This window comes from Nitrosophilus labii (assembly GCF_014466985.1).
In the GTDB taxonomy this organism is placed as follows: Bacteria; Campylobacterota; Campylobacteria; order Campylobacterales; family Nitratiruptoraceae; genus Nitrosophilus_A; species Nitrosophilus_A labii.
Genome location: NZ_AP022826.1, coordinates 722,636 through 742,910 on the forward strand (window position 1 = coordinate 722,636; position 20,275 = coordinate 742,910).

At 31.7% G+C, this 20,275-nt stretch carries 22 protein-coding genes, 1 tRNA gene and 3 pseudogenes; 15 read left to right on the forward strand and 11 right to left on the reverse strand.

The window, feature by feature from the left end; genetic code table 11:
* The first annotated feature begins 38 nt into the window (after window positions 1-38).
* From NIL_RS03640 to NIL_RS03650, 3 genes are all read left to right on the forward strand, one after another.
* The gene (locus NIL_RS03640) at window positions 39-941 is read left to right on the forward strand and encodes a histone deacetylase family protein (RefSeq protein WP_187648262.1); all 903 of its coding nucleotides are present in this window, start codon (window positions 39-41) and stop codon (window positions 939-941) included.
* Between the two features lie 107 nt (window positions 942-1,048).
* Entirely contained in the window at window positions 1,049-2,158 is a 1,110-nt protein-coding gene (locus NIL_RS03645) for a multiheme c-type cytochrome (RefSeq protein WP_187648263.1), read from the forward strand.
* 23 nt (window positions 2,159-2,181) lie between these two features.
* Window positions 2,182-3,915 (forward strand): ABC transporter ATP-binding protein, encoded by a 1,734-nt coding sequence (locus tag NIL_RS03650; protein ID WP_187648264.1) that lies wholly within the window; start codon window positions 2,182-2,184, stop codon window positions 3,913-3,915.
* Between the two features lie 4 nt (window positions 3,916-3,919).
* On the opposite strand, the gene NIL_RS03655 is transcribed toward NIL_RS03650, so the two are convergent.
* On the reverse strand, window positions 3,920-4,312 hold the full coding sequence (locus tag NIL_RS03655; protein ID WP_187648265.1) for a hypothetical protein: 393 nt from the start codon (window positions 4,310-4,312) through the stop codon (window positions 3,920-3,922).
* Window positions 4,313-4,478: 166 nt separating this feature from the next.
* On the opposite strand from NIL_RS03655, the pseudogene NIL_RS03660 reads away from it, so the two are divergent.
* Window positions 4,479-5,069 (forward strand): annotated as a pseudogene (locus NIL_RS03660) (helix-turn-helix domain-containing protein); the annotation flags it as partial.
* Window positions 5,070-5,186: 117 nt separating this feature from the next.
* Here NIL_RS03660 and NIL_RS03665 read toward each other — a convergent pair.
* The 5 genes and pseudogenes from NIL_RS03665 to NIL_RS03685 form a co-directional block, all read right to left on the reverse strand.
* Window positions 5,187-6,402 (reverse strand): annotated as a pseudogene (locus NIL_RS03665) (IS256 family transposase).
* Window positions 6,403-6,429: 27 nt separating this feature from the next.
* Window positions 6,430-7,227, reverse strand: a complete 798-nt coding sequence (gene istB, locus NIL_RS03670; RefSeq protein WP_187648267.1) for an IS21-like element helper ATPase IstB — start codon at window positions 7,225-7,227, stop codon at window positions 6,430-6,432.
* Window positions 7,214-7,678 carry a transposase gene (locus NIL_RS03675; protein WP_187647546.1) on the reverse strand — a complete coding sequence of 155 codons (465 nt, stop codon included), beginning with the start codon at window positions 7,676-7,678 and terminating at the stop codon, window positions 7,214-7,216. Before NIL_RS03675 ends, istB begins: the two co-directional genes overlap by 14 nt.
* Window positions 7,679-7,684: 6 nt before the next feature.
* Window positions 7,685-8,305 (reverse strand): IS21 family transposase, encoded by a 621-nt coding sequence (istA, locus tag NIL_RS03680; protein WP_187647547.1) that lies wholly within the window; start codon window positions 8,303-8,305, stop codon window positions 7,685-7,687.
* Between the two features lie 142 nt (window positions 8,306-8,447).
* Window positions 8,448-9,257 (reverse strand): annotated as a pseudogene (locus tag NIL_RS03685) (DDE-type integrase/transposase/recombinase); the annotation flags it as partial.
* A 134-nt stretch (window positions 9,258-9,391) separates the two neighbouring features.
* Here NIL_RS03685 and NIL_RS03690 point away from each other — a divergent pair.
* The 3 genes from NIL_RS03690 (at window position 9,392) to NIL_RS03700 (ending at window position 11,283) form a co-directional block, all read left to right on the forward strand.
* On the forward strand, window positions 9,392-9,586 hold the full coding sequence (locus NIL_RS03690) for a helix-turn-helix transcriptional regulator (RefSeq protein WP_187648268.1): 195 nt from the start codon (window positions 9,392-9,394) through the stop codon (window positions 9,584-9,586).
* 16 nt (window positions 9,587-9,602) lie between these two features.
* Window positions 9,603-10,436, forward strand: a complete 834-nt coding sequence (locus tag NIL_RS03695; RefSeq protein ID WP_187648269.1) for a hypothetical protein — start codon at window positions 9,603-9,605, stop codon at window positions 10,434-10,436.
* A gap of 544 nt (window positions 10,437-10,980) precedes the next feature.
* The gene (locus NIL_RS03700; RefSeq protein WP_187648270.1) at window positions 10,981-11,283 is read left to right on the forward strand and encodes an STAS-like domain-containing protein; all 303 of its coding nucleotides are present in this window, start codon (window positions 10,981-10,983) and stop codon (window positions 11,281-11,283) included.
* Here NIL_RS03700 and NIL_RS03705 read toward each other — a convergent pair.
* The 4 genes from NIL_RS03705 to NIL_RS03720 all read right to left on the reverse strand — a co-directional run bounded on the left by NIL_RS03705 (window position 11,280) and on the right by NIL_RS03720 (window position 13,829).
* On the reverse strand, window positions 11,280-12,092 hold the full coding sequence (locus NIL_RS03705; RefSeq protein WP_187648271.1) for an ATP-binding protein: 813 nt from the start codon (window positions 12,090-12,092) through the stop codon (window positions 11,280-11,282). The two genes, NIL_RS03700 and NIL_RS03705, sit on opposite strands and share 4 nt — an antisense overlap.
* Window positions 12,093-12,271: 179 nt before the next feature.
* On the reverse strand, window positions 12,272-13,060 hold the full coding sequence (locus NIL_RS03710; RefSeq protein WP_187648581.1) for a tyrosine-type recombinase/integrase: 789 nt from the start codon (window positions 13,058-13,060) through the stop codon (window positions 12,272-12,274).
* Window positions 13,033-13,479 (reverse strand): Arm DNA-binding domain-containing protein, encoded by a 447-nt coding sequence (locus NIL_RS03715; RefSeq protein WP_187648272.1) that lies wholly within the window; start codon window positions 13,477-13,479, stop codon window positions 13,033-13,035. Before NIL_RS03715 ends, NIL_RS03710 begins: the two co-directional genes overlap by 28 nt.
* 275 nt (window positions 13,480-13,754) lie before the next feature.
* A tRNA-Glu gene (locus NIL_RS03720) sits at window positions 13,755-13,829 on the reverse strand.
* A 272-nt stretch (window positions 13,830-14,101) separates the two neighbouring features.
* On the opposite strand from NIL_RS03720, the gene NIL_RS03725 reads away from it, so the two are divergent.
* The 6 genes from NIL_RS03725 (at window position 14,102) to NIL_RS03750 (ending at window position 17,296) form a co-directional block, all read left to right on the forward strand.
* Window positions 14,102-14,548 (forward strand): hypothetical protein, encoded by a 447-nt coding sequence (locus NIL_RS03725; RefSeq protein ID WP_187648273.1) that lies wholly within the window; start codon window positions 14,102-14,104, stop codon window positions 14,546-14,548.
* A gap of 79 nt (window positions 14,549-14,627) precedes the next feature.
* Entirely contained in the window at window positions 14,628-14,972 is a 345-nt protein-coding gene (locus NIL_RS03730) for a hypothetical protein (RefSeq protein ID WP_187648274.1), read from the forward strand.
* A gap of 33 nt (window positions 14,973-15,005) precedes the next feature.
* On the forward strand, window positions 15,006-16,247 hold the full coding sequence (locus tag NIL_RS03735; protein ID WP_187648275.1) for a hypothetical protein: 1,242 nt from the start codon (window positions 15,006-15,008) through the stop codon (window positions 16,245-16,247).
* Window positions 16,248-16,265: 18 nt separating this feature from the next.
* Window positions 16,266-16,574, forward strand: a complete 309-nt coding sequence (locus NIL_RS03740; RefSeq protein ID WP_187648276.1) for a metal-sulfur cluster assembly factor — start codon at window positions 16,266-16,268, stop codon at window positions 16,572-16,574.
* Window positions 16,575-16,805 carry a hypothetical protein gene (locus NIL_RS03745; protein ID WP_187648277.1) on the forward strand — a complete coding sequence of 77 codons (231 nt, stop codon included), beginning with the start codon at window positions 16,575-16,577 and terminating at the stop codon, window positions 16,803-16,805.
* Window positions 16,796-17,296 carry a DUF1858 domain-containing protein gene (locus tag NIL_RS03750; RefSeq protein WP_187648278.1) on the forward strand — a complete coding sequence of 167 codons (501 nt, stop codon included), beginning with the start codon at window positions 16,796-16,798 and terminating at the stop codon, window positions 17,294-17,296. The genes NIL_RS03745 and NIL_RS03750 overlap by 10 nt, the downstream gene beginning before the upstream one ends.
* 6 nt (window positions 17,297-17,302) lie before the next feature.
* On the opposite strand, the gene NIL_RS03755 is transcribed toward NIL_RS03750, so the two are convergent.
* Window positions 17,303-17,902 (reverse strand): FmdE family protein, encoded by a 600-nt coding sequence (locus NIL_RS03755; protein WP_187648279.1) that lies wholly within the window; start codon window positions 17,900-17,902, stop codon window positions 17,303-17,305.
* 102 nt (window positions 17,903-18,004) lie between these two features.
* Between NIL_RS03755 and NIL_RS03760 the strand changes: the two genes are divergently transcribed.
* Together NIL_RS03760 and NIL_RS03765 are read left to right on the forward strand one after the other, a co-directional pair.
* On the forward strand, window positions 18,005-18,667 hold the full coding sequence (locus NIL_RS03760; RefSeq protein WP_187648280.1) for a Crp/Fnr family transcriptional regulator: 663 nt from the start codon (window positions 18,005-18,007) through the stop codon (window positions 18,665-18,667).
* 9 nt (window positions 18,668-18,676) lie between these two features.
* Window positions 18,677-20,008, forward strand: coding sequence for a type IV pili methyl-accepting chemotaxis transducer N-terminal domain-containing protein (locus NIL_RS03765; RefSeq protein WP_187648281.1), 1,332 nt, complete (start codon window positions 18,677-18,679; stop codon window positions 20,006-20,008).
* The last annotated feature ends 267 nt before the right edge of the window (window positions 20,009-20,275 follow it).

The window sequence follows — 20,275 nt, forward strand, 5'->3', positions numbered from 1 at the left end:
ATTTCTAATTCCCAATTCCATTAAACTAAGGTTAAAATATGGTTGGATATATATATGATGAAATATTTACTATGCACGATACCGCAGAGCATATCGAGAACAAAAACAGAATTGTTGTCATAGACGAAATTTTAAAAGAGTTTGATTTAAAACGTTATAATGTAAAAAGAGCTACAAAAGAAGAACTTTATAAAATACATGAAAAACATTATGTAGATTGGGTAGAGAGTGCATACGATAATGGCTATAGGATAATTTTAAATGAAGACACGATTCTCTCTCCTATGAGTTACGAAGTAGCATTAACGGCCTCCGGTTCAACTAAACCTATAATCGACTCTTTTAAAAGAGGAGAAATAAAAAGAGCCTTTTTAAATATCCGCCCACCGGGACATCATGCCGAAAAAAGAACAGGGCAGGGTTTTTGTATATTTAACAATATTGCTTTAATGGCAAGATATGCTCAAAGTGTAGGCTATAAAAAAGTTATGATAATCGATTTTGACGTTCATCACGGGAACGGTACGCAAGATATATTTTATGAAGATGATACAGTGTTTTTCTTTAGCACCCATGAGAGAAACAACTACCCTTACTTTACTGGAAGTGAAGATGAGATTGGAAAAGGTAAAGGCAAAGGTTATAATCTAAATAGACCTTATGATGATTACTGCGATGATGAGACATTTTTAAAACTTTATGATGACCTTCCAAAATGGTTTGATTTTGATATTGTTTTAGTTAGTGCTGGATATGATTTGATGAGGGATGAGTTTATCTCAACCGCGCAGATTAGTTTTGAAGGACTTAGAGCGCTCATTCGAAAAATTTTAGATTTTGCAAAGGATAAACCGATTGCTTTTTTACTAGAAGGTGGATATAACTTAGACTCTTTAGCAAAGAGTGCAAAAATAACCGTTAAAGAGCTTATTGATTATTAAAGCTACTGTTTTAACTCTTTTATAAAAGATTTTTTGATACAGGTCATTTTTTAATCTTTCTTATAATAATTATAATAACATATAATCTAAAAAAGTGAGAGTGAGAGATGAGAAAAGTTTTATTGCTGCTTTTTATCGTAAAAAGTGCTATTTTAGCAAATATTTTTGCTGGTAGCGCAACTACTAAGTCTATGGAGATAAAAGGAGATTTTGCAAAGACTAAGCAGTGTATAAGATGCCATTTAGATATATATGAAGAGTATAAAAATTCTCCACACTTTAACTCCACTACAAAAAATGATTCTATCCATAAAGCGGTATGGGAGGCGTACAAAAGTGCTAAAAATGCTAAAAAATATGTTTGCGGCAAATGTCATACTCCAACTGTTAAGGATCTCAAATTGATAAATAGTCAAAAATATGAAGAGGAGTATAACGAGGCGATTGCTTGCGCATATTGCCACAGGATTGAGGCAATTAAAGAGCATCCAAAAGCGAATGAAAATATTATTTTAGATAAAAAAGGTGTATATTACGGGACTAGAAATCCTCAAATAAGATCAGAGTATCATAAGATAATCAAAACAAATCTTATTCATAAAAATGGTGATACTTGTATGGGCTGTCACTCCCATAAGCAAAACGGCAACGGTTTTGTGGTATGTAAAACCGATAGTAATAACACTTTAGAACAAAACTGCATTACCTGTCATATGCCTCAAGTTGAAGGTTCTCTTTCAGATAGGGTAAATACTCCAACACATGCGTTTCATGGATTTGCAGGGGTAAAAAACAATCCTAAAATGTTGGCGAAATATGTAGATTTAAAAGTGATTCCAAAAAATGGCTATTTTTTAGTTGAAATTTTTAATCATGCACCACATGATCTTCTTTTACATCCTATGAGAGCGGCAAAACTTATTGTTGAGATTTATAAGGGTGAAAAGCTTATTAAAAGAGTTGAACAAATGTTTGAGAGAGTCATAGGAAAAGATGGCAAGCCTACACCTCCTTGGGTTGCCGATAGTGTCATAAAAGATAGTATGATTAAAGCTAAAGAAAAAAGAGTAGTAAAAATAGATGAAGATATTAAAGGAAAAAGAGTAGTTGCAAAAATCGGCTTTTATAAAGTAAAACCTGCTCTTGCAAAAAAGTTTAATCTAGAGGAATTTGTAAAATTTAATATATTAAAAGAGGCAGAATTTAAAAGAGATTAAAACTTTTTAGATAAAATCCTTTTATGGAAAATCGATATAGTTGGAAAAAGATATATGAGCTTTTAAAAAGAGATAAAAAACGTTTTATTATAGCTCAAATAGTGGCCATTTTAGCTACATTGGCAAGTGTTCCTACACCTCTTTTGATGCCGGTGTTAGTTGATGAGATCTTGTTAGATAGACCGGGTTGGATTCTTGGTACAATAGACAAGATTTTGGGTAGCGGAAGTGCATTTTACTATACTATTATTGTGTTGATGGCTGTGCTTTTTTTGAGGTTTTCGTATGTAGCTTTAAACGTTTTGCAAAATAGGATTTTTGAGACAATCTCAAAAAAGATAACATATAAGATTAGAAAAGATGTTTTAACTCATTTAGAGAGAGTCTCAATGGCCGAATATGAGCTTTTGGGAAGTGGAAGCGTTGCCTCAAGGCTGGTAACCGACATAGAGACTTTAGATAAGTTTCTAAGTATCTCCATAAGCAGACTTCTAATTTCCGTACTATCATTGATAGGAATTTGTGTTGTTTTGCTCTTTATTCATTGGCAGTTGGCGCTTTTTATACTTTTTTTAAATCCTATGGTAGTTGTTTTTTCTACTAAACTATCAAGATATGTTGCAAAGCTTAAAAGAGAAGAAAATAGTGCTATCGAGATCTTTCAAAAGGCGTTGATAGAAACGCTAGAGGTTTTTGAGCAGATACGTGCCGCTAATAAAGAGAGATATTTTTTTGAAAATATTATTAAAAAGGCTAAAGAGGTAAAAGAAAAATCTATCACTTTTAGTTGGAAAAGCGATGCTGCTTCAAGGCTTAGTTTTTTAGTTTTTGTATCCGGTTTTGAGATTTTCAGGGCTGCTGGTATTTTGGCTGTTGCTTACTCTGATCTTAGTATCGGTTTGATGTTGGCAATATTCGGCTATCTTTGGTTTATGATGACTCCCATACAGGAGATTTTGGGTATTCAGTACGCTTACAAAAATGCAAACGTGGCTCTAGAGAGGATAAACGAGCTACTAGCTTTAAAAAAGGAGCCAAAATATCCACATCTAAAAAATCCTTTTAATGAAGGTAGAGCTATAGAGATTAGACTAGAGAATGTATATTTTGGCTATAAAGAGAACAAAGAGATATTAAAAGATCTAAATATGACGATACCGGCGGGTAAAAAGACGGCAATCGTTGGTGCTAGCGGAAGCGGTAAAACAACTCTTTCTAGGATTTTAGTCGGTTTTTATCCAATAAATAGTGGTGAGGTTTACTATAACGGAGTCTCTATTAAAGAGATTGGTTTAGACGTAGTTAGAGAAAACGTCTCTTTAGTTTTACAAACTCCAGTTCTTTTTAACGATACGGTGAGATTTAATATAACTTTAGGTAAAAAGTTCGATGAAGAAAAGCTTCAAGAGGCGTTAAGAATGGCTCAGTTGGAAGATGTGGTGAAAGATATGGAAAAAGGTTTAGATACTCTTGTAGGCAAAGGAGGCATAAAACTTTCCGGAGGGCAAAGGCAGCGTATAGCGATAGCTAGAATGATTTTACAAAATCCTAAAGTAGTAATCTTTGACGAATCTACCTCAGCTATAGACATAGATACCGAGAAGAAACTTTTTAATTCGCTAAAAGATTTCTTAAAAAACAGAACTACTATTATAATTGCCCATAGAGCTAGTACTATAATGCAAGCAGATTATATCTATATTTTAGATAATGGAAAGATAGTGAAAAAAGGAAAGTTTAACGAGTTAAAGATATAAGATGTTATTTACTATCTTTAGTTTTTTTCTCTCTTGTTTCTTCTTTGGTTAGATCTATAACGAACTCTTTTCCGCCGTATCCATCTTTTGAACAGTGAGCTCTAAAGATTAGTTTTTTGGTTCCTTTGGGTATCTTGAATCCATAAAGGTCAGAGTAGATGATCTTCTCATTTGGATGAGGTTTAAAAACAACTCTAGGCGCAATAAGTTTTCTGTTTTGATTTAAGATTTGCCAATGATCTACAAAATGTTTTTCGTCTACGTCTTTATGCTTTATATGCACATAAGCTACGTAGCTACCTCCAAAACTTTTTTTGATTTTAGCCTCTACAACATCTGCTTTTTCGGCATATAGAAAGGTTAAAAAGGCAATTAAAACGATACTAGGCTTTTTCACTTACACTCACCATTTTTTAGTTTTGAAAAATTATATCACAAAAGAGAAAATAAAAATAGCAAATTGAGTAGTTTTTATGAATAATGAAGATGCAGTTACGAAAATAAAAAAGTAGTGGCCTGTACAGATTCAAAAAGATATGGCACTCCTATAAGGAGGGAAGGGAGTGCAAATCAGATACACGTTGCTAGGGGTCAAAGGGTATAAAAGATTAGAAAGGATATACTACAATTCGCTTATGATAAGCGAGGAGGCAAGAAGAAGAAAAAAGATTTTAGATTTTTGGCAAAAGTATGGATTGGAAGCTACAATAGATGCTTTTGGAGTAAGTAGAAGAACACTATATCGCTGGAAAAGAGCTTTAAAAGAGGCAAAAGGAGATGTTGTCTTACTTAATCCAAAATCTACAAGACCTAAAAAAGTCAGAAAATCGAAAGTCTCTTTGGAAATAGTGCAAGAGATAAAAAGATTGAGAGAAAAATATCCCAATATAGGCAGGGCGAAACTCTATCATCTTTTAAAACCTTTTTGTGAAAAAAAAGGAATAAAAACTCCTTCAGAATCAACAATAGGAAGAATAATAGCAAAAGCTCCTGATAAAATGAGATTATTCCCATATCGTATAGACACTAAAGGTAGAGTTAAACCCAAAAAAAGAGAAAGGAAAAATCGTAAACCAAAAAATCTTAAAACTAAACCTATGCAGCTTTGGGGAATTGATACAATACAAAATGTCAAGTGCAACCTAAAAATGTACCAGAGGTGCAAAGTAAAAATGTACCACTTAGTAACAGAAAAATTGTTGTGTTTTAAGAGATAGATTCAAGTGGGACTGTAAAATAAACTGTGTAAACCACCTAAAGCCCTTAAAACCTTAGCGTGTATATTTTTGCATAATTTCACTGAAAAATATACAAAGCTGAGGATAGATTTCACTCCAGCTTCTGATTTTTGTATTACTCCATTTGTGCTGTACCTCCTGTGTGGCAAGATAAAGAAGCTTAAAAGCTGAATCGATGGTTGGAAAAGAACCCACAGACTTTGTTCTTTTTTTAATATTTGAATTTATCGATTCTATGGGATTTGTCGTATAAATCAGTTTTCTTATAGCTTGGGGATATTTAAAAAATGTAGATAGCTCATTCCAGTTAGATTGCCAAGACTGGGTAATATGGGGATATTTTTGACCCCATTTGTCATTAAAATTTGTAAGAGCAAGCTCTGCTTCTTCTTCGGTTGATGAAGTGTAGATACTCTTTAAATCTTTAGCTACCTCTTTTCTATCTTTCCAAGATACAAATTTTAGGCTATTTCTGATCTGGTGTACAATACATCTTTGAATTTCTGCCTTTGGATAAACTGCCTCTATAGCCTCTTTAAATCCATTTAGTCCGTCTATTGCAAATATCAATACATCTTCAACACCTCTGTTTTTTATCTCATTTAAAAGTGTTAACCACTGTTTAGAACTTTCATTTTCACCTATCCATATACCAAGAATATCTTTTTTCCCTTCAAGAGTTATGCCTAGCATTATATATGCAGCAATATTTTTAACTACTCTATCCACTCTTATTTTTAAAACTGTAGCATCCATAAATATTATCGGATATATTGCCTCTAGCGGACGACTATGCCACTCTTTTGCCTTATCTATTATTGCTTCTGTTATATTGGAAATTGTCTGAATAGAAAGTTCATACCCATATAAATCATCAAGATGGTGTTGAAATCTGTTCACTCATCCCTTTTGCATATAAAGACAAAATTAAATCTTCTGTCCCCTTTATGAGAGTCTGTCGCTTCTTGATAAGCTTTGGTTCGAAGGTAGCGTTTCTGTCTCTTGGTATCTTAACCTCTATATCCCCATATTTGGACTTTAAAGTTTTTTCACTGTACCCATTACGATAATTTGGATTATCTGAAACTTGATGCTTCTCATATCCTAAATGCTCAGTTAACTCTACTTCTGTAGCAGTCTGATAAACCTCTTTTAAAAGACCTTTGAATTCTTCCAAGATCTCATCAATATCTATCCCCTTTCCCTCTTTGATAGCTTTTTTTACCTCTTCTGTATTGATATACCTCATTGTGTAAATCCTTTTTATTCTTTAATTTTATCTAATCTTTTTATAAGGATTTACACAGTTATATTTACACTCTCTTCTTTTTTGCTTGAGTCTGTAACTTTCACTTTGGATATTGAGTATATGGCTATGGTGAACTAGCCTATCAAGTATTGCTGTAGTTAACGCTTCATCATTGTTGAGTACCTCCTTGAATTTTGTAAAAGATAGATTGCTTGTAATGATAATTGATCCTATCTCATACCGTTTGTTGATAACCTGGAAAAAAAGATTGGCCTGATTTTCATTGAGCTTGATATAGCCAAACTCATCTATGATTAAAAGTTTTGTTGGATTGATAACCTTTTTGAAATAGTGCTGCAATCTATTTGTCTGCTGTGCAATTTCAAGCTGTAGCAATAGAACAGCTGCAGTGATGAATTTTGTTTTTATTCTTGCCTGGGTAGCTAAATATCCCAAAGCTATGGCAAGATGAGTTTTTCCTACACCACTTGGACCTATAAGCAGGATATTTTGGGCATTTTCAATAAATCTTAAAGTTGAGAGTTCATTGATAAGATTTCTATCTACACTTGAAGCTTTAAAATCAAACATTTCCAGAGTCTTTACTTTTGGAAAGCCTGCCATCTTCAATGTCGTTTCTCTTGAGCGCTCTATCTTCTTTTGATATTCATACTCAAACAACTTTAATAAAAATTGAGAGTATGAAAGATTGTTATGAACCGTCTCTTGTGCTATGGATGCAAAGCTCTCTTTGATGGCCGGTAGTTTAAAAATCGTTGCATACTCTTGAATCTGTTCGTTTATGCTTTTATCAGTTTGTGGCATAGACATCTCCTGCAATGGAATTAAGACTATCTTGGTATAACAAAGCATCATACTCTTTCAATGTGCTTTTTGATTCTTGGTTGAAAGCAATAATGGAATTTTTTGGTATATAATTTGTATCTGTTTTATATCTGTTTTTAGTTTTTTTGTTTGAAGGCTCTACTGTTTGAACAAGTGGCAGTAGAGCCTTCTGTTCTAACAGAAAAAGTTTTATCGGTTTCTCTTTTGTTGTTGCGTGAATTCTTTCATTGGTTACTGCAAGCCACCTAAATATTTGGCTATTTAAAGAAGCGCAATCTATTTGTAAAGGTGAGTTTTTCAGTTTAGCTTTTAATGGAATATAGAAGTTTCTTTTTACATATCCGATAAACCGCTCAACTTTTCCTTTAGTTTGTGCTCTATATGGTTTACATAGTATTGGAGTAAAGCCATACTCTTTTGAAAAATACAAAAACTTCTAATTAAATTTATGCTTTGTAGCTCCATAAGCATTTCTTTGAATTACAACACTTTTTAGATTATCATACAGTATGCTTTTTGGAACCCCTTCAAAGAAATCGAAAGCTTTTTTATGGCACTCTTGAAATGTCTCTTGTCTCATATTGTCTGTAAAATAGACATATGCGTATCTGCTGTATCCTAAAATCATCACAAATGCATATATCGGATTTTTGCCTCCTTTTATTACGCTCCAGTCCACTTGGGCTTGAACTCCTGGAGCAGTCTCAAATCTAATGACTTTTTCCTCTTTTAAAGGCAGGAACTCTTTATATAAACTGCTCATATAGCTTTGCAGTATCCTTATCTTTCCTTCATACCCTTTATCTACTATTTCACGGTATATTACACTGGAAGGAATTTTATTGGGCAAAGCATCAGCAATTCTTTGTCTGATATAGTTTTTAAATGGATCCAGCTTAGATTTATATTCAACTTTTTTTCTTGGTTTTAGCCCTTTTTCTTTGAGTCTTTTAGATATAGTTCTTCTATCAAGCCCTGTCATTCTTGCAATTGCTCTTATGCTGTAGCCTTGTTTATAGAGTGTATGGATCATAATAAACTCCTCATATGTAATCATTACGCCCCCAAGTAAAAAAATCACTGGAAGCAATTTATCATATTCTCTTATTTTTGAACACTCTTTAGTGGTACATTTTCATATTGCGTATCTGGTACATTTTAGCATTGCAGGTGACATTAGGGCTTTTAGGATATGTTCAATAATGTGTGAGATCTTTTTGTTCTATTAAAGCGTCAAACTCTTTTTTGAATTCACTACCATTGTCAGAAAGGATTGCTAAAGAGCTTTTTTGATAGAGTTTAATTGAAGATATGCCATCTATGAGAGCTTCAAGAGCTTTTGCCGTATGTTTAGCATGTTTGGATGGAATTGCGACTGCGAAGGCTATACGGCTTACAGGATCTATCATTGTCATAATATATCGTTTTATGCCATTTGATACTTTTTGTATTGTATCAATTCCCCAAAGCTGCATAGGTTTAGTTTTAAGATTTTTTGGTTTACGATTTTTCCTTTCTCTTTTTTTGGGTTTAACTCTACCTTTAGTGTCTATACGATATGGGAATAATCTCATTTTATCAGGAGCTTTTGCTATTATTCTTCCTATTGTTGATTCTGAAGGAGTTTTTATTCCTTTTTTTTCACAAAAAGGTTTTAAAAGATGATAGAGTTTCGCCCTGCCTATATTGGGATATTTTTCTCTCAATCTTTTTATCTCTTGCACTATTTCCAAAGAGACTTTCGATTTTCTGACTTTTTTAGGTCTTGTAGATTTTGGATTAAGTAAGACAACATCTCCTTTTGCCTCTTTTAAAGCTCTTTTCCAGCGATATAGTGTTCTTCTACTTACTCCAAAAGCATCTATTGTAGCTTCCAATCCATACTTTTGCCAAAAATCTAAAATCTTTTTTCTTCTTCTTGCCTCCTCGCTTATCATAAGCGAATTGTAGTATATCCTTTCTAATCTTTTATACCCTTTGACCCCTAGCAACGTGTATCTGATTTGCACTCCCTTCCCTCCTTATAGGAGTGCCATATCTTTTTGAATCTGTGCAATCAAAAATACAAATCTTCAGCTTGGAATTGAACATAAAGTCAAAAACTATATCAATCAATCTTTAAAAACTTTAAAAAGGAGCGAATATGCAATTGCAAGAGCTTAATACTCATCCTCTTAAACGTCTCAATATCAAGCAGGTTCAAGAGATGGTAGGTTTAAAAAAATCTGCAATATACCAAAAAGTAAAAGAAGAAAAGTTTCCTAAACCTCATAAAGATGGCCGATCGACTTTTTGGTTCTATCAGGATATTGTTAATTATTTGTTACAGTTTAAGTAGTTTTTAAGGAAAAATCATGAGAAAAGAGCAACTAACTTTGTTTGATGTTCAAACAAAAATAGAAAATTCTTCGTCTACCGTTGATGAACTTAGAGTTCCTATTTTTGCGCCTGTATCAAAAATTGTCAAAAATTCACGGACATATAAGGATTTTATAGAAAACAAAAATGTTCGTGTTGTAAAAACAAAATGGGGAACAGTAGAGATAAGAAATAGACTTCTGACTGATACGCATAAATCTATAATTGATGTAATTCTAAGTGTACATAAAAAAACTAAACGTTTAACAGATGGCAGCATCGCTATATATTTTTCTTTATATGAAGCCTGGAAAATGTATCAAAATAGCAATAATGCAAAAAGTAAAAATGCAAAATGGTTCAAAGAAAAAATAGATGAGATAAGGGATACTGTCATAAAATACAAAGATAACCATGGAAACGAATTTGACTTTAATATAATTTCGCATCAGGCTTACAGTGAAAAAGAGGATTCATATGGAATTGTTTTTGACGCAAGATATGTTAAATTTTATGAAAACGGTTTATCAGTCAATTACAAAAGAGAGGTAGCAAACCTTTTAGAGCTTGAAAGTCCTCTTCTAAGATCAATAATAAGATTTTTCTTTACACATAAACAACTTAACTTAAATATAATGGACATATTTGAAACAATAGGCTTTCCAATGGAAAGCGATAGATCTATTAGATACGCAAAAAAAGAAGTAAAAGAAAACATTGATACTCTTGAAAAGTTTGGTATCCTGTATAACCCAAAAAATGAGACATTTTACTATCAAGGGTTGAATTCTGTAAAAATTTTACCAGCTTGTATAAATGCTATTGAATAGATGGGGCGGTTACAAAAAAACCGCCCCTCTATAAGAACTATAATATCTATATAGTTCTATAAATATCTGCAAAATACCCCAATCACGCTTCCGCAATACCCCAATCACGCTTCCGCAATACCCCAATCACGCTTCCGTTTTATGTTTAAGTTTTTTAATTTTTAGAATATAAATATCTATATTTTAAAGCTTTTTGTATTTATTTCAGTATTAAAATCCCATAAAATCGCAGTTTTATTAGTTTTAGTATTTAAGATTATATACCCCAACCACGCTTCCGAGAAAAACTTAAATGACCTAATTATGGGTATATTAACAATCATAATTATTTAAGAAAACTAAATCATAAGGACATTTTGGTTCTACAAAGATATTGTTAATTATTTGTTACAGTTTAGGTAATTGATTATAAGTATATATGTAACTATTTACACGAAATATAATATTTTATATAATTCGTTTTTCAAAAAAAGGTATTTATGATCTTAATTGTTATATACTTAGTTATGAAAGCTTTTAAGAGCTATATAAAAAAGGGTGTACCATGAGTGTGGTAATCAATGTAAAGCGAGAAATAGGTGGATTTGATTTTGCAGGTTCAAGAGGCAGTGGTGAAATTATCAGAAAGAAAATAAAACCTATTCTTGATGAAGGAGATAAAGTAACTCTTGACTTTGTAGGAATAAATGGTATTACGCAATCTTTTGCAGATGAAATATTCGGGATTTTTATACGAGCTTTTGGAGTTGGATATATCAAAGATAAACTCTTGATAGTTAACGCAAATGAAAATATTCGAAAAATCATCAATTTTGTAGTATCTTACTCAAAAAAACGAACAGCCTAATAGAGCTGTTCATCATCACCATCTTCAATTAACATATTTATAATATCATCATATGTTAATGTAATATTGTTCAGGTGTAACTCAAATGCAACAATCACCCCCTTATAAGGACATTCTAATTTCTTTTTTACCGGATAATTATAAATATCTTCTTTATATATTCCGTCATTAGAAATGATGATAAATTGTCCACCTATATGCTTGACAAATTTTTGAAACGCATATAAGCCAAACCCAGCATTTCGTTCTTGTCCATAAATTTTTTTAGCAGATGCTGTAAATCCTTTCTCTAGAGCTTTTTCTATAGCATCATATTCTGTAGTAATATATGGAGCTTCAGTTTTCACATTTTTTAAAAATCCAATACCCCTATCAGCTATTGCAAACTGCACAACATTTTTTTGTGGATAGTATTGAGCCATAGCATATCCACCTACAATAGAGTGTGAATGATCTATTACATTATTCATCATTTCGGTAAAAAGATATTGCAAGAGATTTTTTATATCTTCTTTATCCTCTCCAGTAATATCTATGTTTTTCAACAATACATTTGTAAGATGCTGCGATATTTCTTCTATCTTCGCTCTACTTATTATATGTTCGATAGGTGAGTAAGTTTTCCATTCTTTATAGTTTCCATCCAGCATATGATCAATATATGAGTTGTTTGTTTTATGAACTCTTCCGTTATCTTCTCCAAAAGCTTTATACACACAAACAAATACTGGTTCAACCCATTTAATCTTTGCAAAATCGATAGAATTAAAATCCAGATATTGTTCAATATTTGATATTTTTATTTCCATTATTTACCTTATAATTTTTTTAGAGTATATTAAGTCTCGTTTGAAAGACGAGAAAGTCAATATTTTTTAAATACATAAAAATTATACATAATATACGAAACTGAAACAAATGTCTCTATCTTTTATTATAATGTAAGAGAAAATTGTTGCATGATTAAAATTTTTTAAGGGAAAAAATCTTAAATGATTCTCCCCTCATTACCTTTTAATCTATCAATGTAATCGCTCCACCACTGCATTAAGCGAATTCTTTCTGGCAGATATTGCGCTTTGTTGTAGGTTTGTTTTACGCTGTTTGGAATGGTATGAGCCATTTGCATCTCTATTGCATCGGAATGAACTCCGTGTATATGCATGTTTTCATGCAAAATTGTGCTTGCCGTATGTCTAAATCCGTGTCCGGTAATAAGGCCTTTGTATCCGAGCCTATGGAGAGCTTGGTTGATAGTGTTTTCTGATAGTGGGATGTAATATGATTTGTAGGAGGGGAAAACGTATATACTACAATCTTTACTTATCGGTTCCATAAATTTGATAATTTCAATCATGCTACTGGTAAGAGGGACGATGTGAGGCTTTTTTAATTTCATCTTGTGTCCCGGTATGATCCAAATTCTTTTTTCAAAATCAAACTCTTTCCATTCGGCATTCCTTATATTTGAAGGTTTTAAAAAAACGTATGGCATAAGTTTTAAAGCCATGCGGGGAGATGCATCACCAAAATAGTTATCAATAGCGATAAGCAGTTCTCTTAATCGGTTTTCATCCGTGATATGGGGTAGATTTTTATGTCGTTTGGGTTTTAAAAGGATGGATTTATCTATATCGGCTAAAATATTTCTTTTGGCAAATCCCAGCGTTACCGCATATTTATATATCCGTTCAAGAATATTAAAAATTCTTCTGTTGGTTTCATCTTTGTTGCTTTTTTCGAGTCTTTTTACGATAGATATGATATCAGCCTTGATATTGCGTTAATATCCTTTTCTCCTATAAAAGGAAAGAGATGAAGTTCCAATTTTCTAACATAGCCCGTTTTTGTCTCTTTATTCATACGTTTTGGAACCTGTAAATTGAGATATTCAAGAGCAATATCTTTAAAAAGATATTTGGCTTTTGTGGCAGTGGAAGGATTAATACCCTCCAGTATCATTTTTCGGTACTTCTCCCTTTTTTCTCTTGCCTCTTTTTGTGATATTTGAGGATATTTTCCAAGGGACATAGAAGATCTTTTACCCATAAAACTATAATCAAATCTCCACCATTTTCTGCCGTCTTTTTCAACTATCATATATAGACCGTAACCATCGGCCAATTTATACATTTTATCTTTCGGTTTTGAGTTTTTGATTTGAGTATCGGTGAGAGGTTTAACTATTTTAGGCATTTTGACTCCTTATATTTTCTTCTTTACATATATACATAATTGGAGTCAAATCGAAGATAGTGTAGTATAATTTACATATATGAGGGATAAGTAATTTAGACATTTTTATCCTTTTGCGGTAAATTTAGTCACTAAAAAAATCTAACCGCAAAAACAACTGTAAAAAAAGTTGTATAGTGATGGATTTAAATGGAAATTAACGGAAGCGCAAAAGTGATAAATTTTCGATTTGTTGGGAATATTTGGAAGATTTTGGAATTTTACGGAAAAAGTGATGGCGACCCCAGGGGGACTCGAACCCCCGTCACCGCCGTGAAAGGGCGGTGTCCTAACCGCTAGACGATGGGGCCACATCGTCAAATCGAATTGAAATTATACAAAAAATATTTTGATGTTTTCTTAAGTAGTTAAGATAGTTTTCGTAATTTCAGAATATATAAGACTTATTTTTTTATTTATAAGGAAAAATTTTAAGATATTCCTCCATTAAAGTAAAAATTGATAAAAGTTAAGAAAAAAAAGTAAGAAATAGCGTATACTAATCTTTATAAAAGTTATTGTTATTGATAGGGAATCTTCTTCTAAAAAAGATTTCAAAATAAACCAAAATAAGGAGTTTAAGTTGGAAATAGCATTATATTTTCATCTTCTAGCAGCAACTGCTTGGATTGGTGGTTCAGTGTTTCTTTTTGCATTAGGAATTTTTTTAAGAGATAAAGTTGCACAAAAAAACGTATATTTGCATATCGGACCGCTATATGGCTATTTTGAATCTGTTTGGCTTATAGTGCTTATTGGAACAGGTCTGCATATGTTTTTTGGACATGGTTTAGATCAAGTATTAAAAGTGGCTTTAGACTCAAGTCTTGGTCAGGTTATATTGATAAAGATTTTATTGGTAACTGCAATAACAATTTTTACAGTAGTACATATGTATATAGCTTTTAAAACTCACGGAAAAGAGAGAACTAAGATAGAGCTTTTAATCTCCAGAGCAAGTTCTATGATGATCTTTGTACTCAATTTAGTTATATTGTGGTATGCGGCCGAGTTAAGAACAATGCTTTAGTTTTTGATTTTAATCAATGATAAAATGGGAAGTTACTCTTATAATTAGGATATATTTAATCTGAATTAAGGAGAAGGTTATGGATTTACCTCAAAACGCACAAAAGGTGGAAGTTCCAGGAGCTACTGTCGATTTTTATAGATTTGAAAAAGATGGTGATACATACTATATCTTTGATACTAGTCGATGTGGACCGCCAGAACCAATGGTTAATGCAATGTCTGGGTTAAAACTAGTTAAAGACCCTAATACAAAGTTAATTATGATTAATCACAAAAAACCTATGGGATTGTTAGATAAAATTGGTAATAATTACGATATTCAAATAGAAAATCTACCAGATGGGAGAGTTAAGCTTATTTTTAGTTATATTGAGGGGTCAAGCGAAAAAGCAAATCTTAACGACTCATCTTGTCACGGTTAATTACTCCTTAAAATTTATATCAAAGGAGATGCTATGTTCAATATTTCAAGGGAGTTTGCGCCTCCCTTTAAGCTAATAGTGCCTTTTTTTATAGTTGGAACTATTTTTTATATTTTATCAGCTGCTGCACTTCTTTTTATAAGCTTTGATTATGATTATATGCAGATGAGTATAGCAGGATGGGTACATCTGTTTTTATTGGGATATGTGATGATGATAATTTTTGGCGCTATGGCACAATTGATCCCAGTTGTTTTAGAGACGGGACATTTTAGCGTAGATTTTTATTATGTTATTTTTCCACTGCTTCTGTTTGGAACTATTATTATGGTTATGGGTTTTTGGTCAAATCCTATTTTGCTCAGTTTTGGCGGTATTTTAGTTTTAGCAGCTATGGGAATTTTTGCTATTGAAGTATTTTTAACCATAAAAAAGACCGATTTAAACACTTTAACAGTCAAATGCGTAAAAGTGTCCAATATATTCCTGCTACTTGGAATATTGAGCGGCTTTTTACTCTCTTTGACAATATCGGGTTTTTTGGGAGTAGATATAAACTCTATTTTAAAAGCTCATGTTTATGCGGTAGTTGGTGGTTATATTATGATTACCATAATGGGGATAACTTTGATACTACTTCCTATGTTTGGTTTGGCTCACGGTTTTGACGAAAGACCTGTAAACTTGGCTTTTAAGATAATGAGTTATTCTGTTGCTTTAGTAATGTTAGGAGCATTTTTAGATTTTACAGTTTTGACCAATTTGGGATATATCGGCGCTTTTGCGTCTGTGATGTTCTATTTTTATCAGATATTTTTGATTTATAAAACAAGAGTTAGAAAAGAGAGTGATATCTGGTATAAATCAATATTTTTTTCTTATCTCTCTTTGTTGTTTTCTTGGATTTTAGGATTTGTTTATCTGCTCTCAACAGATTATAGGCCGCTTTTATACGGTGCTGTATGGTTTTTGTTTATGGGATTTTTCTCTTTTTTGATAAATGGCCATCTTTACAAAATCGTTCCTTTTTTAGTTTGGTTTCATAGATATGCACCACTTGTAGGAAAAGAGAAAGTTCCTATGCTTCATGAAATGTATCCTAAAAAACAGGCTGAATATGAGTTTTGGTTTACGATGGGCGGTACATTAATTGCTGGATTTGGTCTTATAATAGAATCAGCAGATTTTTTCAAAGCCGGAGTAGCTTTTTTATTTATAGGAAGTATCTTTTTGGGAACTTCATTAAAATGGATGTTAAATTTTGGAAGAAACTGAAAGGGGGTAGGTGAATATATGGCAAAAGTTACAAAAGAACAGGTTTATGATGCTATCAGAACTGTTATCGATCCTGAAGTAGGTTTTAATTTAGTTGATATGGGGTTGATTTATGATGTTGATATAGATGATGAAAATAGCGTACATGTAAAGATGACGCTTTCAACTAGAGGATGTCCGTTGCATCAGATGATGCAGCAATGGGTCAAAGAGGCAGTTGAGAGGATTCCTGAGGTAAAAGAGGTAACCGTTGAGATTGTGTGGGATCCTCCTTGGAATATCTCAATGGCAAGTGATAATGTTAAAAAAGCGCTTGGAGCAGGATAATTGAAAAAAGAGTTAAAAAGAGAGTTGCGCCATTTATATGGTGCTGCAATTCTCTTTTTTTATTATTTAAAATTACCGTTATTAATAGGAATACCTATACTATATATCTTTTTAGATTATGAAAGAAATATTTTTTTAGATATTTTATGGCTAATCTCACTGTTTTTAATTTTGAAAGATATTTTTGTACTATTAAAAAGATTTAAAAATGGAGAAAAGTTGTGGAGATAACACTAGATACTAAAATATATGATTTGTTAAAAGAGTATCCTTTTATGGAGGATAAGCTTATAGAGATAAACCCTAAATATAAAAAGTTGAAAAATCCGGTTCTTAGAAGAACTGTCGCAAGGATTGCTTCTATTAAGCAGGCTGCTTTGGTAGGGGGAATGGAACCTATAGAGCTTTTAAATCTTATAAGAAAAGAGGTTGGTCAGCCTCCCCTAGAAAATGTACCTGAAAAAGATGTTAACATTCAAAAAGTTCCCGAGTGGGTAACCAAAGAGCCCAGTGTAGAGCTTGACGGAAATAGGCTTTTAGATGAAGGGAAAAATCCATTGGCGGAGATTAATAAGAACTTGAAAGAGTTAAAAAAGGATGAGACAATATTGTTAAAAACAGACTTTTTCCCAGCGCCTTTAGTGGATGAAATCAAAAAGAGAGGCTATGAAGTATTTAGTGCAAATTCGAAAGAGGTCTATTTTACATATATAAAAAAATAGTCGATATCAATCGATATCGACCATTTGTGCCCATTTCTCTTTAGATAGTAAGATTTTTTTCACTCTTTCTTGCCATAATTTTTTAAATAGATCTTTTTCTTCCTTAGTTGCTTGATTTGTCATAATTTTTTGCATAAGTTGTTGCTGTCTAGGATCTGGGGCAATTGTTGGTGCATAACTAATATCTACGAAAGTCCCATTATCCGTTCTTTGCAGTCTTATCTCTTTTGGTATATCTTGAGAGAAAAGAAGTTTATTGGCTCTATTGAATTTTCCTCCGATTCCTTTAAAACCTCCTTCTTCACTTACTCCGCATATAAAAGCTATTGTGTTTCCAATAACACCTTCTACACCTTCGTTTTTTGCGCCTTTAACCATAATCTTTATTTCACCTCTTACTGGTAAAGAATCGCCATATAGTTTTTTTAAGCCAAGTTTTGTCATAAGGTATGCACCTGCGACTGTAGGACAAGAGTGTCCGGCAAACTTTACTACATCGAGATAGTTTATCTCTATTTCTCCATTTTCTACAGCTCCTAAAAAATCGGCTAGAGGGTCATATAGTAAGATAGGTTCAACTTTTTTGAAAAACTCTGGATAGTTCATAATGTTCCTTTTTTTTATATCAATTTTTTATTTTTTTGCTGCAATCTATAATAATATCGAAAAAATCTTTTTGATATAATGACATATATCAAAAGGTGGGATATGGCATTACAAGCAAAAGTTGAGGATTTAAAAGGGCTTTTCCTATTTGACGGCATGAGTGACGAACAGTTAGATGAGATAGCTTCTTTTGTAAAACTAAAAAAATATGCTGCAAAAGATATAATCTACTATGAAAACGACATAAAAAAACAGCTCTACTATCTTAAAACCGGTCATGTAAAAGTTTATAAAGTCGATAGATTTGATAACGAAATATTTCTTTACGATATAAAAAGTGATAACATGATAACCAAAATTAGTTCCTTATCTGATAATACTATAAACTGTTTTGGAAATATTGAATGTTTAGAACCGTGTGAAGTATTGATAATAGATTATGAAAAATTTAAAAATTTTTGTATTGCAAATCCTCAAATACTATTAAGAGTTGTAGAGATATTTGCTAAAAGAAATCAGATGTTGGAGTGTTTAATAAATAGAGAACTAGTATATGATGGAGTTGCTAAGGTCGCTTTTACTTTAGTGAATGAACTTGATACATTCAATAGATTAAAAAAACAAGAAGTAGCTTATAGACTCAATATTCAACCAGAAACACTATCAAGAATTTTGAAAAAGCTTATAAAAAGAGATTTGATAAAGAGTGAACAAGGAATTATTGAGATTTTGGATTTAGAGGGGCTTAAAGAGATTTATGAATGAGGATGAATTATGAAAAAGATAACTTCACAGATAAAATTTATTGGCGGTGCATTATCTTTAGTTATTATTGCAATAGTTGCATCGGTAATATATATAAATCAAAAAAGCAAATATGATTCAATAGTAATAAATATCGCAGGCAAACAAAGAATGCTTACACAAAAGATAAGTAAAGAGATTTTTCGTTTAAAAACTGCTAGAGAGATAAATTTGAACGAGTTAAACGAAGCAGAAAAACTTTTTGATACAAATTTAAAAGATCTTTTAGAGGGTAATATAGAAAGAGGGATATACGCTCCTCCTACTCAAGAGATTATGGAACAACTTACAAGAGTGAAAAAACTTTGGGAACCGTTTAAGAAAAAAGTAGATAGATTTAAAAAATTAATAACAAAAATCGAGGTAGAAAAAAACTTTGTAATAGAAAACAATGAGTATTTATTGGAGATTTCCGATAAAGTTGTTAAAAAGATGGTTGATGCCAATATAGACGCAACTTATATAGATAAAGCCGGAAGACAAAGAATGTTAAGTCAAAGAATGATGTATTTTTTACTTCTTTATCTAAATGAAGGAGAGCCTAAATACTATAGAGTTTTTTATGAGACTCTTCATCTTTATGATTCTACACTAAAGCAGTTTTATAGTGATAAAAGAGTAATGGAAAAAGAAAAATTGAATCAGATACTAGAAAACAACTATATTTTTTGGAAAGAGTATATAGCTCATGCTAAAGAACTGATTGAATTGCAAGGTAAGTTAAACGATATAGTTGATTATGTAAATCAGTTTAACAATGTTCTTTTAAACGGTATGGATCAAGCCGTTTCTATGTATACGATATATTCAGAAAAACAACGAACTTTGCTTGAAGATATAGAAAATATTTTAGCTATGATTGCATTGGTTATTATGTTTTACTCATTTTTTCTTATAAGAAATATTCAAAAACATTTTGAAGAGTTTTTGGAAAAATCAAAATCTTTTGTCAGTTTTGATTTTGATAAAGAAGAACCAAAAATTTGTGAAAATGTAGATGAATTGACTATAGCTTCTAAAAGATTGGAAAATTTTATCCAGAGAGTCGATAAGATGATTATAGATGCTCAAGATGCTATTAAAGCTTCCGAACATCTTACCAAGGAGCTTAGCGACGTTAGTGAAATACTAGAAAAAAATGCGAAAGTTATAGACAAGTCAAAAAGAATTGAATTGGAAAAATATCTTGATACTAGTGAAGATATTGCTATTCAATCTTTAGAGGATTTAGAGAGAAGTGCTAAATTGTTACAAAAGCTTCATGAAAATTTATCAAATATTCTTAAAAAGACAAAAAGATAGTATTATTAAAACTGCTTTGAATAATTATCAAAATGTTTAGTTTAAAAAAAATCTTAGTGTTATGTTATATTAATTGTATCAAAACTAAAGCTAATACTATTATATAGTAGTATAAAATTTTGCTCGATCTATTTCAAGACTACAAATGTAATGTTAAATTGTTTTCCCATTTATCTTTCAATTTATATTTTCTTCTATTTTGTTCTTTAAAATATATATTACTTTTAAAAATGACACAGCAATGTCACTAATAAAGACATAAATAAT

What these genes read in the sequence shown, in the direction of transcription:
- NIL_RS03715 (WP_187648272.1), bottom strand. Translation starts at nt 13,479, where the DNA reads ATGCCTAAAATAGTTAAACCTCTCACCGATACTCAAATCAAAAACTCA.
- NIL_RS03650 (WP_187648264.1), top strand. Translation starts at nt 2,182, where the DNA reads ATGGAAAATCGATATAGTTGGAAAAAGATATATGAGCTTTTAAAAAGA.
- NIL_RS03705 (WP_187648271.1), bottom strand. Translation starts at nt 12,092, where the DNA reads ATGGAAATAAAAATATCAAATATTGAACAATATCTGGATTTTAATTCT.
- NIL_RS03740 (WP_187648276.1), top strand. Translation starts at nt 16,266, where the DNA reads ATGGCAAAAGTTACAAAAGAACAGGTTTATGATGCTATCAGAACTGTT.
- istA (WP_187647547.1), bottom strand. Translation starts at nt 8,305, where the DNA reads ATGATTACATATGAGGAGTTTATTATGATCCATACACTCTATAAACAA.
- NIL_RS03695 (WP_187648269.1), top strand. Translation starts at nt 9,603, where the DNA reads ATGAGAAAAGAGCAACTAACTTTGTTTGATGTTCAAACAAAAATAGAA.
- istB (WP_187648267.1), bottom strand. Translation starts at nt 7,227, where the DNA reads ATGCCACAAACTGATAAAAGCATAAACGAACAGATTCAAGAGTATGCA.
- NIL_RS03645 (WP_187648263.1), top strand. Translation starts at nt 1,049, where the DNA reads ATGAGAAAAGTTTTATTGCTGCTTTTTATCGTAAAAAGTGCTATTTTA.
- NIL_RS03755 (WP_187648279.1), bottom strand. Translation starts at nt 17,902, where the DNA reads ATGAACTATCCAGAGTTTTTCAAAAAAGTTGAACCTATCTTACTATAT.
- NIL_RS03700 (WP_187648270.1), top strand. Translation starts at nt 10,981, where the DNA reads ATGAGTGTGGTAATCAATGTAAAGCGAGAAATAGGTGGATTTGATTTT.
- NIL_RS03730 (WP_187648274.1), top strand. Translation starts at nt 14,628, where the DNA reads ATGGATTTACCTCAAAACGCACAAAAGGTGGAAGTTCCAGGAGCTACT.
- NIL_RS03735 (WP_187648275.1), top strand. Translation starts at nt 15,006, where the DNA reads ATGTTCAATATTTCAAGGGAGTTTGCGCCTCCCTTTAAGCTAATAGTG.
- NIL_RS03760 (WP_187648280.1), top strand. Translation starts at nt 18,005, where the DNA reads ATGGCATTACAAGCAAAAGTTGAGGATTTAAAAGGGCTTTTCCTATTT.
- NIL_RS03640 (WP_187648262.1), top strand. Translation starts at nt 39, where the DNA reads ATGGTTGGATATATATATGATGAAATATTTACTATGCACGATACCGCA.
- NIL_RS03690 (WP_187648268.1), top strand. Translation starts at nt 9,392, where the DNA reads ATGCAATTGCAAGAGCTTAATACTCATCCTCTTAAACGTCTCAATATC.
- NIL_RS03765 (WP_187648281.1), top strand. Translation starts at nt 18,677, where the DNA reads ATGAAAAAGATAACTTCACAGATAAAATTTATTGGCGGTGCATTATCT.